Origin of the sequence: Tannerella sp., assembly GCF_052170195.1 — a bacterium.
Classification (GTDB): domain Bacteria; phylum Bacteroidota; class Bacteroidia; order Bacteroidales; family Tannerellaceae; genus Tannerella.
The window spans coordinates 14,414-31,594 of the sequence record NZ_JBQNAZ010000020.1 but is presented as its reverse complement, the minus strand read 5'-3'; the positions used below and the strand labels follow the sequence as shown (position 1 = coordinate 31,594).

The 17,181-nt window shown below is 45.6% G+C and carries 15 protein-coding genes; 11 read left to right on the top strand and 4 right to left on the bottom strand.

All coding sequences use genetic code 11. The annotated features are described in order from the left end of the window. Positions 1 to 131 precede the first annotated feature (131 nt). The 3 genes from ACTTKA_RS07125 to ACTTKA_RS07115 are packed head-to-tail and all read right to left on the bottom strand — an operon-like array spanning position 132 to position 6,974. The gene (locus tag ACTTKA_RS07125; RefSeq protein WP_442724491.1) at positions 132 to 2,129 is read right to left on the bottom strand and encodes a prolyl oligopeptidase family serine peptidase; all 1,998 of its coding nucleotides are present in this window, start codon (positions 2,127 to 2,129) and stop codon (positions 132 to 134) included. Between the two features lie 15 nt (positions 2,130 to 2,144). Next, positions 2,145 to 3,635, bottom strand: coding sequence for a RagB/SusD family nutrient uptake outer membrane protein (locus ACTTKA_RS07120; RefSeq protein ID WP_442724490.1), 1,491 nt, complete (start codon positions 3,633 to 3,635; stop codon positions 2,145 to 2,147). A gap of 27 nt (positions 3,636 to 3,662) precedes the next feature. After that, positions 3,663 to 6,974: a SusC/RagA family TonB-linked outer membrane protein gene (locus tag ACTTKA_RS07115; protein ID WP_442724489.1), complete on the bottom strand. Its 3,312-nt coding sequence runs from the start codon at positions 6,972 to 6,974 to the stop codon at positions 3,663 to 3,665. Positions 6,975 to 7,604: 630 nt separating this feature from the next. Between ACTTKA_RS07115 and fsa the strand changes: the two genes are divergently transcribed. The 11 genes from fsa (at position 7,605) to ACTTKA_RS07060 (ending at position 15,566) form a co-directional block, all read left to right on the top strand. Then, positions 7,605 to 8,261 (top strand): fructose-6-phosphate aldolase, encoded by a 657-nt coding sequence (fsa, locus tag ACTTKA_RS07110; protein ID WP_442724488.1) that lies wholly within the window; start codon positions 7,605 to 7,607, stop codon positions 8,259 to 8,261. 512 nt (positions 8,262 to 8,773) lie between these two features. Further along, positions 8,774 to 9,016 (top strand): hypothetical protein, encoded by a 243-nt coding sequence (locus ACTTKA_RS07105; RefSeq protein ID WP_442724487.1) that lies wholly within the window; start codon positions 8,774 to 8,776, stop codon positions 9,014 to 9,016. Positions 9,017 to 9,102: 86 nt separating this feature from the next. Continuing rightward, positions 9,103 to 10,314: a 6-bladed beta-propeller gene (locus tag ACTTKA_RS07100; RefSeq protein WP_442724486.1), complete on the top strand. Its 1,212-nt coding sequence runs from the start codon at positions 9,103 to 9,105 to the stop codon at positions 10,312 to 10,314. Positions 10,315 to 10,425: 111 nt separating this feature from the next. Then, positions 10,426 to 10,551 carry a hypothetical protein gene (locus tag ACTTKA_RS07095; protein WP_442724485.1) on the top strand — a complete coding sequence of 42 codons (126 nt, stop codon included), beginning with the start codon at positions 10,426 to 10,428 and terminating at the stop codon, positions 10,549 to 10,551. 257 nt (positions 10,552 to 10,808) lie between these two features. Beyond that, on the top strand, positions 10,809 to 11,312 hold the full coding sequence (locus tag ACTTKA_RS07090; protein WP_442724484.1) for a hypothetical protein: 504 nt from the start codon (positions 10,809 to 10,811) through the stop codon (positions 11,310 to 11,312). Between the two features lie 182 nt (positions 11,313 to 11,494). Next, the gene (gene yihA, locus ACTTKA_RS07085) at positions 11,495 to 12,100 is read left to right on the top strand and encodes a ribosome biogenesis GTP-binding protein YihA/YsxC (protein ID WP_442724483.1); all 606 of its coding nucleotides are present in this window, start codon (positions 11,495 to 11,497) and stop codon (positions 12,098 to 12,100) included. A 48-nt stretch (positions 12,101 to 12,148) separates the two neighbouring features. Next, the gene (locus ACTTKA_RS07080) at positions 12,149 to 12,823 is read left to right on the top strand and encodes a hypothetical protein (protein ID WP_442724482.1); all 675 of its coding nucleotides are present in this window, start codon (positions 12,149 to 12,151) and stop codon (positions 12,821 to 12,823) included. A 31-nt stretch (positions 12,824 to 12,854) separates the two neighbouring features. Beyond that, positions 12,855 to 13,529: a hypothetical protein gene (locus tag ACTTKA_RS07075; RefSeq protein WP_442713939.1), complete on the top strand. Its 675-nt coding sequence runs from the start codon at positions 12,855 to 12,857 to the stop codon at positions 13,527 to 13,529. A 15-nt stretch (positions 13,530 to 13,544) separates the two neighbouring features. After that, a complete protein-coding gene (gene trpS, locus ACTTKA_RS07070; protein WP_442724481.1) occupies positions 13,545 to 14,537 on the top strand; it encodes a tryptophan--tRNA ligase in 993 nt (330 codons plus the stop codon). A 67-nt stretch (positions 14,538 to 14,604) separates the two neighbouring features. Further along, positions 14,605 to 15,042: a putative quinol monooxygenase gene (locus tag ACTTKA_RS07065; protein WP_442713941.1), complete on the top strand. Its 438-nt coding sequence runs from the start codon at positions 14,605 to 14,607 to the stop codon at positions 15,040 to 15,042. A gap of 143 nt (positions 15,043 to 15,185) precedes the next feature. After that, positions 15,186 to 15,566 carry a hypothetical protein gene (locus ACTTKA_RS07060; protein WP_442713942.1) on the top strand — a complete coding sequence of 127 codons (381 nt, stop codon included), beginning with the start codon at positions 15,186 to 15,188 and terminating at the stop codon, positions 15,564 to 15,566. A gap of 303 nt (positions 15,567 to 15,869) precedes the next feature. Here the strand turns inward: ACTTKA_RS07060 and ACTTKA_RS07055 are convergent, their stop codons facing one another. Then, positions 15,870 to 16,868: a malate dehydrogenase gene (locus ACTTKA_RS07055; protein WP_442713943.1), complete on the bottom strand. Its 999-nt coding sequence runs from the start codon at positions 16,866 to 16,868 to the stop codon at positions 15,870 to 15,872. Between the last annotated feature and the right edge of the window lie 313 nt (positions 16,869 to 17,181).

Below are 17,181 nucleotides of genomic sequence, written 5' to 3'. Positions count from 1 at the left end.
ATGTTTTTGCCTTGTGTCGCGTCTTTTTTTCGGGATGAAACATGGCTTATTCAAAATCTCAACGGATATTGCCCGTCCCGATAAATGATCAGAATGACTTTCAGCAAGAAAACAAACAAAGAATCAAAAACTTACCAAACAGCATCCCATAGATATAAAGAGGAATCGTGCCTGATCACATCATCAAGAAAACGAAAACACTCACGATAAAACCGGCGGTTATTATCTATCCCTTTAATGCCATGTCCCAACCCTTCAAATTCTACATAGCGGTGCGGCAGTTTCAGATGCGTGAGCATACGATGCATCAGGCGTGAACCTTCGACATGGACTCGGTTGTCATGATTGCCATGCAGTAACAACAGTGGCCCTGTGAGGTTCGCCGCATGATACAGAGGAGAGCGCTCGATGAGCCGTGCAGCCTCCTTCTGCGGGTCGCCGGCCTCAAGCATGGTCCAGTCCGGAATATTAGAATGTGTATGCTGATAGATAATATCACAAAAACCGGCCGTTTCGATTCCAAAACCAAAACGAAAAGAGCCCTTATGTCCATTCACTTCACCGGGAAAAGTCAACAGGCGCATCGTCGCATAACCTCCATGACTCATCCCAAAGACCCCGATACGTTCAGACGGAATATTCCTTTTTTCGGATATATACGACGCACAATAAATAATGTCAAGAATCTCATTGCCTCCGAGATCTTTGTCATTCATTGCTGCAAAATCGCGTCCGAAGCCTGTGCTTCCTCTCGGCGAAGGACTGAGCACGGTAATACCTGCCGCATTGAGAATTTGATACTCTGCATTGTATCGATTATCACCACCATAAAAGGATTCGATCATCAGCAACTCCTTTCCCTCAGGAAGCGGGTGCTTCGGTTTATAAAGATAAGCATGCAGCGTACGTGTTTTGCCCGTGTTCGGATCAACATCAAATGTCGGAATGGAAAGTCGCTCCACATCCGAATGAATTAGTCTGGCATTCAATTCGTCTGAAAGCTCGAGCACTTCAGAAAGCACCATTTCCTTTTGACCGACCCGAGCGTCAATAATCCGAAAGACCACAGATGCCGCATTCGCAAGCAAACGTACGCGGTCACCCTGTACGGCACCGATGGATAATGACAAATCCGAGGAATGTTTATACAGGATTTTTCCGGTTGCGATATCCATCAGCATCAATGACGTTTCTACGGGATTGCTTTGCAGAAGAAACAGATATTTCTTCTTACCCACCGTCACGAAACGTGCATCGTCTATATCCGATGTGAAACGTGTTACTTGTTCCGTTTTCATCGTCCGACGGTCGAAACGATAGAGGTTCTTATACCCGTCCTGATCGGAGAAAAAGAAACATACGTCATCCGAGAACCATCGCTCCATGACTGAAGTCCCGGCATAACTACCCGGTTTGGAAGGATCGGTAAGCACCGTAGTCTGCTTCGTTTCAGTATCAACATAAATAATGTTTGCGTACGTACGGTCGGCATCTTTCAGCGCCAACAACATCAACCCTTTACCTTGAGGTTGCCAACTGATATCGCCCCAGGTGTAACGGAAATCCGGTTTATCCTGACAGACCAGCGTGTCTCTTCCGGTTCGCAGATCAAGCATCCGCAATTCATCCAACCGTTTTTCGTTTTGAGCCAATCGAGCGACATAAGCAATGCGCGTTCTGTCAGGACTGAAATCCCAAGCATAAATATAAGGCACATCGGTAAGTTTTTCGACTCCAGGTGCGAGAAGATTGCAACGGTAAATGTTGATAATCTCCTCGTTCCTTTCGTCTCCGATCCAATACACGCAACCATCTTTCTCATTGTAGATGGGTTGCCAGCAATTACGTTTCGAAAAGTCGAGATCAACCGCATCGGTAGCCTTCGAGAAATCTTTTTCTTTCGTAATATCAAGCCATTGCAATTTATTCTGTTCGGAAGTCTTAAAGAAGAATAACTTCTCCCCATCCTCACTGAGAGAGAATTGCGAATAAGGGAAATCCTCGAAGAACGGAGCTATATCGACATGGCGTTCCTGAAATTTCAGGAGCAGATCAGACCTTTTGTGTTGAGCTGACGAGGCCACGCAGACCATCGTCAGCATCATGATAATCCATCGTTTTGTCTTCATCCTTTCGTTTCTTTGCTAATTTCTCCAATATTCATTCTGATCTTCAGCGGTCAACTGTTTATTATAAAGCATCTCGGTTTCCGGTATCGGCAGCATGAACCGCGGACTGTTTGCCGGCAATTCTTTCACCCCTGCCCATTGATCTTTACCGGTTCGTTTCAGTGACATGCTCAAACGTTTGATATCATTTAGGGCAAACCCTTCGCCATAAAGTTCCTTCCGTCTCTCTTTCCAAATCAACTCCACGGTTGCTTCCGTAGGAGTTGCTCCACGGGCTTTCTGCAATATATTCAACACTTTCTTCGCTTCGGCGGCGTTACCCAACCCAAGCTCAGCCTCCGCCTTGATCAAATAACCTTCGGCTATACGGCAGAATGGCGATTCGGCATCGCCGATGTTTTTACGATGTCCGAATTTGCTGATGAAGAAACCGTCTTCTTCATAGGCATAACCGGGGAAGAGTTTACGGCAATCCGAATCTTCAAACATGTCGCGGAACGAAGCACTGGCACGTACCGTACTGTATCCTTTAAGAATATTCTTAGCCTTACCCTCGATATCTTGTGAGGCTATTTTCGCTCCGTACGGATAGCCTTCGAATGAAGAGCAATACCAATAGAATGAAGGAATCGAAGCATACAGATTACATGTATTGGGAGTAAAGTTAAAGAACCAGAGCCACTCTTTGTTTCGGTCTTTGAAACCGGCACGGTATTCGTCCTTCGTCATGAGATTGCTTCCATCATATAAGCCGACAGCATCCGTCGCATATTTAACGGCATTGGCATAATCTCCCATATTCAAATAAGTACGCGCAAGCAACAACGCGGCTCCCCGCCGGTTCACAAACTGAGCATCTTCTCCCGAACAATGCTCGTAAGCATACATCAGATCGGAGAGGATTTGTTTGTAAGCTTCGCGTACGGATGTTCGGGGCACATTACGAGATTCGTCGTTCGAACCCGGTTCGAGGCGCAACAAGATACCTTTCGAATCCGGCTGATCGGTATAAGCCCTCGCAAAGAGCTGTGTTAAAAGCAAAAAGTTATAGGCTCGCAGTCCGTAAGCCTGTGCAATCAGATCTTCCTTTTCAGCGCCTTCGGGCTTTAGCGCCTTGGCATTGACGATAATCGTATTAGCCTGGTCAATGGACTTATACGCATAACGCCAGATATAATTGGCATACCCCGTCCACCACGGACTTATCACAGGTGTTTGGGCATACTGATACGAAAAGACGAGCCAGTTATACGTAGAAAAACCATAGGCTCCACTGGTCATGGTCAAATCTTGCCCCATCACATCGGAAGTAATCGTTGCCAATGTATGATAACGATAATCTCCTAATTGGGCATACGCTCCCATAAGAGCTGTCCTTGCAGCAACCACCTCCGTCATGATTTGTTCGTCGGAGACGGAGGTCGACGGTTTCTGATTCAACAGATCGTCCGAACAGGAAAAGCATATCGGGAGAGCCAGGAAAAGTAACAGATATTTTATTTTCATCTCGTTTGAATTTAAATGTTTATATGATCAAAAAGTCAGATTAAAACCCATCGTTAATGTCGTGGGCACAGGGATTGCCGTTAAGGTATTGTATCCTCCGATCCCGAAAATATCGATATCGGAATACCCTTTCCAGTCGTCCTTAAACCAAGTAAACAGATTGTCGGCACTGACAAATATTCTCGCTCCTTTCAACACATCCGATACCGGTTTCAGGCCGGATGGAAGCGTATAAGACAAGGTGACGTTCTTGAGCTTGATATTGGTCGCATCGTAAAGAAAACGAGTGGAGACACCATCCGAAGCATTCGTGTTGTTATTGACATATTTCGGTACATTCGTATTCGTGCTCGACGATGTCCAAGCCTTCAGTTCATCTTTATGCATCTGTGCACCGGCCTGATTACCGTCATGCATAATCTGCGCGTATAACGCATCATAGACCAGCCCTCCCCAACTGTAAGCAAACAATACGGACAAGTCAAATCCCCGGTAAGAAAGATTCGTACTCAAGCCCCCATAGAAATCCGGGGTGGCACGTCCCTGTTTCTCATAAGTGGCCTGACTGTAAACATTCGTCGTACCACGACTCCCTGAAGCATCGATTTTTACCCACTGCGGGTCTCCGTTAGTAGGATTTACCCCGGCCCAAGTCGGCATGTAGAATTCATACTGACTATATCCTTTCGACCATATCTTCTTTGTGTTCGAAATGATTTGATCGTCTCCCACAAGGTCTTTAATCTCATCACGTATAGCCGACAAATTAAAATCGATATTCCACTTAAGGGGGGTGTCACGCAAAACATGGGCGCCTAAGGTTAATTCCACACCGTAATTGGCGACCTTCGCCATATTCATCATGATCGATTCAAAACCATTCGATGCAGCAAGCGGATATTTATAAAGCAAATCTTTCGAGCTTTTATAAAAATATTCGGCCGATCCGTAGAAACGATTCAGGAAACGAAAGTCGACACCGACGTTAAACATAGCCTGCTTTTCCCATTTCAAATGCGGATTCGCCAGTTGCGTATGTCCCGTACCGGACGACGTCCCGTAGATGTAGTCGGAGCTGCTATCCCACAACCCTAACGATTGATAACGATCCAGCCCCTGATTATTTCCGGAGGTACCGTAGCTTAAGCGCAGCTTGAGCTGATCGAGCCAGTCAAGAGACTTCATCAAGTTTTCCTGTTCGATTCTCCAGGATGCTCCCGCGCTCCAGAACGTTCCCCATTTGTTATCAACACCAAAAATCGATGAACCGTCGCTACGCAGACTGACCGAGAAATTATAACGGTCGCTATGCGTATATTCAACACGTCCGAAATAAGAGATCAGGGTCTCTTTCGTCGATTTGGACTGAGGACTCAGCGCTGAAGCCCCGGAACTTAACTCATGCATATTATTCAGAGGAAACGTGGTTACCCCTGCCTCTACTCTCTCATAATCACTCTGCCAATACTCGAAACCTGCCATTGCATTAAAGAGATGTCGTTCCGCAAAACGATTCGTATAGTTCAGCGTATTGGTGAACGTATACACCAGATCGGTCGTATGATAACGGTCTGCACGTCCGTTATAAGCAGGTCCGTTACCATGTTCTTTATTCCAGTATCTCGACTCCGAGTAATGAATATAATCGGGAGCAAAAACAGTCTTGAAGTTTAAGCCCTCATACAGTTTGAAATCAAGAAACGCAGAGGCCAGAAAACGGTAGTTTTTACTGCGATTCAAATCCATCTGAGGTATAGCTATCGGATTAAAATCCAACGAGGTAGGATTCGTAAAATTATATTGTTTGTTCCCGGATGAATCGAGGATCGGATTCCCGTCTCTGTCTGTCAGATAAACCGGCACCCCGTTGGGAAACAGTAAAGCGTTGTACAGCGGACTCGCTCCGGCACCTCCTCCTACTTCGGAATGCTGTATCGAATGAGAAAACGTGATGTTCATTCCGGCTTTCAACCACGGGACAACATCTGTCGATATCGTTCCTTTTCCGGAATATCGTTTGTACAAAGCCGAAGGCGTCACTCCCTCCTGGTCGTAATAACCGGCCGAGAAAAAATAATTCGTCTTCTCATTCCCTCCATGAACATTTACATTGTAATCTTGCGTCAGCGCCGTTTTAAATATCTCATCCTGCCAGTCTGTATCGACAATGATCCGCGCGCCGTTTACCAAATTCCCGTTGGCATCGATCGGCTGATCCACATTATACGGATTAAACGTGATGGCCCCTTGAGCAAACGCATTGGCAGAAACGGCTGCTTTTTCAGGACTCTCACCGGCTTCACGTTTCTGTTCATAATGCGAAAGCCATTTCATCCGATAGAATTCGGCCGAACTCATCATATCGTAAGCTTTGGGAACAGACGCCAATCCGAATTGGGTATGAAACGAAACGGAAGCCTTGCCCAGCTTTCCGTTTTTCGTGGTTATCAATACCACGCCGTTGGCCGCACGCGAACCGTATAAAGAGGCGGCCGAAGCATCCTTCAAGACCGTAACAGACTCGATATCTTGCGGGTTCAACGTAGCCAGAATACTGGATGAGTTGCTGTTATCCTCGGCTAATTTACTGTATTTTGTGTTGGCCGAGATCGGTACGCCGTCCACAACATACAACGGTTCATTCGAAGCATTCAACGAGCCCGAGCCACGAATACGAAACGACGAGGTAGAGCCCGGCTGTCCGGAAGCAGACATCACCTGCAATCCGGCTACCTGTCCTTGTAACGATTTATCGAACGAAGCATTGGGACTCTGCAGTTTGGTATGGTCTACACTCGCCGCTGAGCCTGTGAATACCGACCTCTTACTCGTACCGTACGCAACCACTACCACCTCTTCCAGCGATTTCGTGTCTTCCCGCAAGGTGATATTCACGGAAGTTCTTCCGGAGATCTGAACCTCTTCGTCTAAATACCCGATATACGACACATGCAATACACAGTTCGACGCCACAGACAGTGAAAAACGACCGTCGGCATCCGTTACCGTACCGTTTGTCGTTCCCTTTTCAACGACATTGGCGCCGATCACCGGATCACCCTGCTCGTCGACGATCCGGCCGCTGACGGTTTTCTGTTGCTGAATCTCCTTCGCTCCCGACCTTGTCGTTCCATGCATATTCATGGACGAGAACACGATTTTTTCTCCGGGAACCATGTCCCCCATTTCCATCGATATCTTCTGTTTCCAGGGATCGGCCTGCCCCTCCGGCAACGAAATGGCCAGCAAACATAACAAGAGCGACATGCCCCTGATCAAATGGGGAAGTTTACGGAATACGACACATTCCCCAAGTGCCTTTTTCATTGAATCATCCATATTTCACACGCTTATTAGATTGTATGTAAGTATTTTTTCACCGCCTTTTCCTGTCTGTTTTTCATGCCGGCAGCACTGCACGAAAAAAAAATCATCCTTCTACTTGTTCCTGTTTTTCTTCCCTCCTATCGTTACATTGTTCATTTATGACGGTTTATTTAACGCATTGCCTTTATGGTGACCGCACTTCGGGCACACGCATCGCCCTCAAACTTCCGCTATCCGAAAATAAGACAGAAAAAATGCATCGAACATTTTTTCACTTTTATCTACTTGACGTACATTTCGCCAAACACCCTCTCCGAAAATTTATTTTTTTCACCGAAACAGCTTCAAAAATTTAAAATTTAAATATTTTTGCCACTTTTACTATCATACAAGCAGAAGACAAAACTTTATACGTACAACTCGAATCAGATAAAAACCTCGCACAAAAAACTTTTTTTTATTTTTCCTTGGATACATTTGAAAAATATGCCATAACTTTGAGGCCAACAAGTCGGTAAATAACGAGAGACAAATAAAAAAAACAGACCATAAAAAAGAACAAACTTTGGCCGCTTACGCTTTTTGTTGTAATTTTGAAGACGCGTAACAGAAACAAATATCATTGAATAAAACAAATATCGTATGAAATTTTTTATCGACACGGCCAATCTGGAGCAAATCCGCGAGGCCAACGACATGGGAGTATTGGACGGCGTGACGACGAACCCCTCGCTGATGGCCAAAGAAGGCATCCGGGGAGAGGAAGCGATTCACCGCCATTATGTAGAAATCTGCCGGATGGTAGAAGGCGATGTGAGCGCCGAGGTAATCGCCACCGATTACAAAGGGATGATTGCCGAGGGCGAGGTGCTAGCCGCGCTGCATCCCCACATCGTAGTGAAAGTGCCTTGTACGGCCGACGGCATTAAGGCCATCAAACACTTCGGCACGAAAGGCATCCGTACCAACTGCACGCTCGTGTTCTCGCCCGGACAGGCACTGCTGGCGGCCAAGGCCGGAGCCACATACGTCTCTCCGTTCGTAGGACGCCTCGACGATATCTCGAGCGACGGCATCGAACTCGTATCGAAAATCGTAGACATGTACGCGTACTATGAGTTCGAGACGCAAGTGCTGGCTGCCTCGATCCGACACACGCAACACATCATACAGTGTATCGAAGCCGGCGCCGACGTAGCCACCTGCCCCCTGAGCGCCATCAAAGGACTGCTGAAACACCCGCTGACAGACAGCGGACTGGCCACCTTCCTGGCCGACTACCAAAAAGTGAACGGCTGAGCACCTAAACACTGAAATACAATACTTCGTACTCCACTTTCATGAAAAAAGCAATTGATTTATTGGAAAGATTTCAGCTAATGACCAAACTGATTGTAGAGGAGAAAACAGGAAAGCCCGAAGAATTCGCTCGCTGACTAGGTATATCTCGCAGTACAATGTATGAGATGCTAGAAGAACTGAGGTTTCATGATGCAGATATTCGGTTTTCACGCTCCAAGAATTCATTCGTTTTTATCAATGAGATGGATATAGACATTCATTTCTCTATAAAACCTCTGACATGCAACGAAAAGAAAAATATTTCCGGAGGATTCCTATCATGGCATATCCATATTGGGGTTTATTTTCCTACAAAATAGTCGTTCGAAAAAGAGGGAAGGTAAATATTTTTTCTTCTGTCCGGAAATTCCGGACAGAGGGTCTCTAAATTTGCAGTCGAATAAAAAATCTAATGCGCGCAAGATTTATTTATTCAAAAATTCATTGTTTAATTTAAAAGAATAGCGAATATGTTAGGGAAAGAACAATTAGCCACATACAAAGTGGCAGAAATGAGCGAATTTGAAATGATAAGCACCGCCGGTGGTGCCTATTTATGTTTAAGAGTTAATGTCTTAACCGGAGAAAAAGGCTACTTCATAACTGATAGTGCTAATGTTGCTGCTGCATGGGGCAATGTCTGGCTTGCTATGGGAGAGGGCTGGGAATGTGACATTTTCACGTACAATCCGGGAGGATATAAAGCTTGTTGATGTGCTTTAAAACACACAAACCATGTCAGAACTGATCCTTGTCCTGACATGGTTTTTCATGACTCGCAATAAAATAACAGTTTAAGATGAAGAATGCCATCATATTGCTACTCATAAGTATTTTTCACTTCAGTACACGGCATCATGCTTCCGCACAAGAAGGTATCATAGAAATCGACTTAACAAAAAGCATTGAAACGGATTTACCGATGAGCCGCATATTCGAGAACATAGAATACATTCGTCTTGAGACAACCGAAAACTGTCGGTTAAAAAATGCATCCCTCTATGTCACTTCAGAATATATTATTGCCGCGAATACGTTCAGAGGCGTTTTTGTATTTGATCGTAAAACAGGCAAGTTTCTGCATGAAGTTGCTTCACCCTCGCAATATGCATACAGTATGGGGACTTTCTTTTTCGATGAAAAGAAAAATCTATACCCATTTTGGAATATGGACCATTGGAAAATTTTCAATGTAAAAACCAATCAAGAAGAATATCTTATCCGTAATCCCTTGCATGCAAAAAGGCAAACCCCTCTTCTTACTTCTCCCGTATTCTTGAATGATAGCATTCTCGCTATCCATATCGATAACGAATCCGGAATAGAACCGTATAAACTACTTTTATTTAACCGCAATGGCGTTATAAAAAGAGCTTATCCCAATCATTTGCTCTACGAGGTTTTCGGCCAGAATACAACTCCGACCCATGCCTTTTACCGATACGGAAATCATCTCTTCTTTAAAGAAAGCGAATATAACGATACCGTTTTCCGAGTTACGGAAAATCAATTAATACCTCATATCACTTTCAAATTAGGCAATAAAAAACCGTCTTTCCCCACAGAATCTCGATTTTTGAAATCCGCCCAATCAGAAAAACAGGGAGGCTTCACGATCGCGTCGAGCCCGGACGGAGGCTGGAATGTAAAAGTAGATTTTGAAACGGATCATTACGTATTTCTCTCTGCCTATGTAAAAGAAGGACTTGCAGCATCCGGATATTTCCTTGCATATTATGATAAAAAAGAACACCGGACATACAGAACCAAGCTGACCTCCAATGATAAAGTAAAAGAAAAAGGATATATCAACGATATAGACCTTCTGCCAAACTTCTGTCCCGTAACGAAAAACGAGGAAGATGAAATTGCAGGCTGCATCGAAGCCCAAGTATTGCTTGAGTATATGACAAAACACGAAAAACAAAAAAAACGAGACAAAATAAAAAACCTCTCCGATATACGGATCAATGACAACCCGATCATTGTCATCGCCAAAATTAAAAGATGACTTATAGCTTCCTCCGTTTCGCCTGTTTGACGTTCCGTTTCACGCGAAGAGGTGTTCCGTTATACAAATTTGGTCTTCCGTTTCACCTCGAACAATAAAAATATCACCTTTTTGATTAAACGGAACACCACCGAGACGAAACAGATCACCCCCGAAGGTGAAATAGAACGTCAAAAAGGTTGTATGGAACCTGAAAAACGTGATCCGGAAGACCAAAAAGGTCATCCGGAACACTAAACAGGTGAAACGGAACCCCAAAAAGCACTTCCGAATCATCCAAACCCTGAAACGGAACGTGCGAAAGGGATCATCGAACATCTCCGGAATAGGACGAAGCATAAGACATCTGTTCCGAAAGCGCAGAAATATCCGGCGGGAAATCGGAAAAACACATCGAAATCAAAAAAAAATCGATTTTTATTTGGAAAAGAACAAAACACGACGTATATTTACGCGCAAATCGATTTTACGAATCTAAAGAAAAGGAGGTAGAAATGTCGACGATGAAAAACTTAATGGCAGCACATCCGGGCGAAGAGCAATTGGAACGCACCCATGTCTTGATGACGAATTTGGAAAACGAACTGTCCGGACTGATCGTCAATCTGACCGGAGACGACCGGAGCCGTTACGGACGAGTAAACGAGCAGAACAAATTGCTGATCAACAAAGTCAGAGACTATGCACAAATCAGTCCGTCGTTGCGCAGCCCCGATGTCGATTGGGTGGAATTCGAGCGAGATTATCAGTCACGTAACTCGATTGAAGACCTGATTCTGCGGCTGCAAAATCTGGTGACAGGACTGAAAAATAACAAGACATTGCACGATTTCGATAATTATCAGGCAGCCCTCGACGATTATTCCTATACGTGCTATAAAGCCAAAACGTCCGTACCCGGATTCGAAGACAAACGCAAAGAACTGAAACAATTCTTTCCGCGTAATCGAAAAACATCCGAAACACCGGCACCGGACGATAACAACCAACCTGTTTAAATATATCCTTTTTTTTAGGGTGGAGTATATTTAACTATGGACGACGGGTGTTGGGGAGTGAGTCTTCGACACCCGTTTTATTTATTCCCCCCGATCTCGTATCTTTGCCCCGTCAAGCAAATACAAACCCAGACTCGAAAAGAGCGGAAAGCAACAGAATTAAATAAACGAGGAAAATAATAATGGAAATCAAAAGTGCGGAATTTGTCATCAGCAATACCGACGTGCAGCAATGCCCCGACGGTACACGTGCGGAATATGCCTTTATCGGGCGGTCGAACGTCGGCAAGTCGTCGTTGATCAATATGCTCACCGCACGCAAACGATTGGCCATGACCTCGCAAAAGCCCGGCAAAACGCAACTGATCAATCACTTCATCATCAACAACGACTGGTATCTCGTCGACCTGCCCGGCTACGGCTATGCACAGCGCGGCAAAGAAAACCGCGAAAACCTGCGACGCATCATCGAATCGTACATCCTGCTCCGCCCCCAGCTCACCTGCCTCTTCGTGTTGCTCGACTGCCGTCACGCACCGCAGAAAATCGACCTCGAATTTATGGAATGGCTCGGCGAAAACGAAGTACCCTTTGCCATCATCTTTACCAAAACCGACAAAATCAGCAAAGGACGCCTGCAGGAAAATCTCGACGCCTATCGCCGAAAAATGCTCGAAACATGGGAAGAACTGCCGAATATCCTTACCTCCTCGTCCGAAAACAAAGACGGACGCGAAGAAATTCTCCATTATATCGACGAAATTAATCGACAAACCAAAACCTCCTGATTTAACTTTTTTATGTATCTTTGCGGGCATTAACAGAACAAAGAAAAAATGAAAAAGATCATCGGAGTACTTTCGTTGGCGCTGCTTATCGGATGCTCCTCGTCGGGGAACAGGAAAAACGATACCTGTAACAATTCGGAATGGTACGGATACGTAAACATCTGCCTCCCCACCATCGACGGGATGAAAGAATGTCGCCTTCACCCTCGTGTGCAGGCCTTCACGCAGAAATATCGCGAAAGCGGCCCCCTGCTCGGATACTATCTGAACGACAAAATACATCAACGGATCGACAGCCTGGGAACGTTTTCGTTCGATAATTATTTCATGCTCTACGGCGACTACAATCGCGAAAACTACGAAGCCACGGCCACCGACCTGCCCCTCATGCAACAGCAACTCGAGCAAAGCCTCGTAGGCACCAACTGGCAGGAACTGGGCAGACAAGTCGAAGACGTATATAATACCTTGATGATCGGACAGCCTGCCATCATCGAGAAATACAGCCCCTGCCCCAACGTACTGACGATGATCGTCCTGATGAAATACCGGCAGGAAAACGGTCAGGAATCGACCGTGATCAGCGCAGCCAACTGCATTCTGGTAAAAAAACGTCTGCTCAATATGGCCTATTACATGGCGTACGACGGAGGCAAAACCATCGACCTGCTCAAAGAGCGTAACGATGCCGCCGTACAAAAACTGATGCAGCTCAACCCATAACCCAATCTCTCGAAAAGCAATCCGTAGAACAATGGAAAGCAGAAGTGCATGCGTGTTTGCCAAACAACGAGACGGTCAGCAAGCCTCTCTCTTCGAAGGAGGTAACCCCCTGCCCTTCTTTTGGCTCATGCTTTTAAGCGAAGACGATATCCGGCACTACAGCGAAAAAATCAAACAGGCGGTACACTCCCATACGATACCCGACGATACAAGCATGGCGCTCGATAAACTGAAAGCCCTCATACGGGCTACGGGACGACGAGGCTACATCGAAAAATATTACACCTCGTGCCTGCCTCTGTTCGACGACTGGATTCACTTCCTGCAAATCTCCGACTTCGCCGACATGAAAATCTACGTCGATCTGTACGAAGTAAGCACCTGCTACCCAAACCCCGACGCTTTCGAAGAAAGCCTGCAACGCGCTATCGCCGGCTTCGACAAGAATGAACAGGCATGGTACGAGAATACCGTCGCCGGCACTTGCGGCTACGAAGCACGCAACAAAAACAAAAGACGATTCGCCGACTTCTCCGGAAGCTACCGGGACAAAAATAAAAAAGACATCTACGGCCATTTCGATCAGCGCATACACTTGGGCAAAACCATGTCGCCCCGTAAACGTATGCTGCTCACCGTGCTTGTGCTCACAGCAATCGTCTTTCTGATCATTGGTATCGTAGCCTTATTATATTGGATGAAATAAAAAATGAACATAAATATGGAAACAGTAGTAAGCGGCATCCGCCCCACAGGCAATTTGCATCTGGGCAATTACTTCGGAGCGGTCAAAAGTTTTCTGCGCATGCAGGATGAGTATCGGTGTTTTTTCTTTATCGCCGACTGGCACTCACTCACCACCCATCCGCGCCCGGAACATATCCGTCAAAGCGTGAAGACCATCCTCGCCGAATATCTGGCCTGCGGCCTCGACCCGCAAAAAGCCACCATCTATGTGCAAAGCGATGTGCACGAGGTACTCGAACTGTATCTCTACCTCAATATGAATGCCTATCTGGGCGAGTTGGAACGCGTGACGACGTTCAAGGAAAAAGTACGCACACAACCTAACAACGTCAACGCAGGACTCCTGACCTACCCCACCCTCATGGCTTCCGATATCCTGATCCATCGCGCGGCCAAAGTGCCTGTCGGGAAAGATCAGGAACAAAACATGGAAATGGCACGTAAATGCGCCCGACGATTCAACATGATTTACGAAGTCGACTTCTTCCCCGAACCGGCATCGTTCTACCTCTCCGACAAGGCCGTAAAAGTTCCCGGGCTCGATGGGTCGGGCAAGATGGGGAAAAGCGAAGGCAATGCCATCTATCTGAAGGATGACGAAAAAACGATCCATAAGAAAGTGATGAAAGCCGTGACAGACTCCGGCCCCACTGTGCCTGACAGCGAGAAACCGGAAGTGATTCAGAACCTCTTCACCATGATGGAGATCGTATCGACTCAAGAGACATATAACTATTTCGACGAGAAATATAACAACTGCGAAATCCGCTACGGCGACATGAAAAAGCAGCTCGCCGCCGATATCAATGCGTTTTGTGCGCCGATTCGCGAGCGCATCAACGACATCGCGGCCGATGAAACTTATCTCGACAAGATCGCAGCCGAAGGAGCCGAAAAAGCATCGGCCAGCGCAGCGGTCACCCTCGATGAAGTACGTCGCATCATCGGATTCAAATCCTACCGATAAACATTCATGAACAAAGAAAGAAATATTTATTATTACGACTGTTACTAATTTAAAACATAAATGAAAGATGAAAAAGACTGTATTATTATTGATGGTTATTGCACTGATCGGAACGTTGTCGTGCAATGGAGGAAAAAGTGTGGACACCGATACGTTATGTGCCGAAAAAGTAGCGGCCGCCGTACAGGCTGCCTGTGATTCGATTCGTTCGGCTCAGCCTGTGAGAGAGACGAAAATCATCGTGGCACGCGTTACCGTAAAGAGCGGAAAAGAAAAAGCGTTCCTTGAAGTGGCAAAGAAACTGGTCGAAGCTACTCGCGCCGAAGAGGGTAATGTCAGCTATACCCTTTATCAGTCGCCCGAACAGCCTGTCGCCTTTATCTTTTACGAAGAATATAAAGATGCAGCGGCATTCGAGGCACATGCTTCGTCCGAACATTTCAAAGCCTTTGCCGATGCCATTACCGATTTGCTCGACGGCGATTTGCTTGTTGAGCAATTTTAACCGGTCAATTCATACGGACAAAAACGCTTTTTTTAAAGGTGAAAAGAAAAAAATATTTTTTTTATGTTGTAAAACTTTTTTTTTCTTTTTACCTTTGCCGCGAAAATAAAAAACATCAATCAGGATTTTAAATTTTTAAAGAGATGAAAAAGATTTCAATGTTTATGATGGCTTCGGCCATGGTTATGATGGTTGCTTGCGGTGGTAAGAAAGCTGAAACAACCGAAGGTGAAACGACAGAACCCGTAGCAACGGAAGCTCCTGCTACCGAAACTGCTCCTGCCGAAGGAAGTGCTTTGGACCAGTACCTGAGCCTTGTTGATGAAATCGTACCTCTGTACGAAAAAGTAGCTGCCGGCGATGCTGAAGCAACACAGAAAATGGCTGAACTCGGTCAGAAAGTGCAGAACTTGGCTGCTGATCTGCAGAAAGAAATGGCTAACTTGACTCCGGAACAAGCTCAGAAATTTCAGGATGCTGCTCAGAAACTCGCAGAAGCAGCTCAGAAAATGACATCGAAATAAATATCTATTTTTCGAATATCGAAAAAAGGCTGTCTTTTCTTAAACGGAAAAGGTAGCCTTTTTTCGTTATCGCTGGTCTACACGAAAAAAACAACTCCTCTCACATCCCCAAAAACGCCATCTCTTGCTCGGTTACGAACCCTCCGAACAGAACAAATCCCTATCTCACAAGGTTTCCCATAGAGACAGGGATTTTCATTAGCATACAAAAACGCTCAATGGTTGAGCATAAACTGCTCACTTATGGTTTTCTGCCTTCTCCCGAAAGCCGATAAACATATCTCTCCGGGAGCAATCAATTTTTTATAAATGAGGGTTTACTTTATTCCACTCTGCAACCGGAGGCAAGACACCGAATCCGATCACTTCGTCGCGCATTGCGCAAAGATGCTCGTAGCTCTTTTTCAGGTCGGCCATCTCAGAAGGCGTACCTTGTACATCTTTATATGCACATCCGTCTTTCGTGATTTCAACAGGCATTGCCATCATGATATGGTCAAATCCGCCTGATGACACATAAGTACCTGCCGGCCAACGGAACGCCTCTCCACCCATGGCTGCACGTATCATCTCGACCGATACGTAAGCAGGGCTTTGGAACGAAGAACGTCCGCGCAGGTTGATAATATTAGCACCTCCCTTGGTCACGCGCTGTTGCAATGCAGCCCACTCTTCGGCCGGTAATTTGTCTGTCCCGATCAGGTCAACCAGCGGTGTACCATTGATTTTTGCTGTCGAAGCAAAAACAGCCATCTGTTCGCCGTGTCCGCCAAACGTACAACATCCCGTAACAGCGCTCTGCGGCAAGTTGAAGTGCTTGGCCAGTTCGCTTTGCAGACGTGTCGAATCAAGTCCTGCAAGCGTCGTCACCTGCGAAGGTTTCAAACCGGAATAAACGAGGGTGATCAACCCCGTGATATCTGCCGGATTAAAGATTACGACAACATGCTTACAATCCGGGCAGTATTCTTTGATGTTCTTACCCAGTTCTTCGGCTACTTCGGCGTTACCTTTAAGCAAATCTTCGCGTGTCATACCGGCTTTACGCGCAGCACCACCCGACGAAATCACATATTTCGCATCTTTGAAAGCTTCGGCCGGACATGTGGTATACGTGAAATTCATGCCTTCGAATCCGCAGTGACGCATCTCTTCATACACTCCCTCCAGAGCAGGTTCATAGACATCCTGCAAACAAATGTTCGGAGTCAGTTTCATCATCGCAGCCGTCTGTGCCATATTGGAACCGATCATTCCGCCGGCACCGACAATCGTCAATTTTTCGTTCGTTAAGAATCCCATAGTCTTGTTTATTTTTATGTTAGTAAAATGTTTCAGAACGCTACAAAAATACGGTTTGATTTTTGAATAAAGAAATTTTTCCGTATTGAATTTGCTTCGAAAAGATAAAAATCAAGGGAATCCTCCTGAATAATATCGGAAGAATCTGAAAAAAACCGAGCAAAGACAGTTGAGAATCAGGCTCGATCAGCCTTATTCACAAAACAGAACTGTTTGATTTTACGGTCTGATCTGTCTTTGGAGACGCTTCTTGATACGATTTTCAGAACGATTTGTCATTTTTATCTACACTAAATTCCGTAAATTTGCAAAA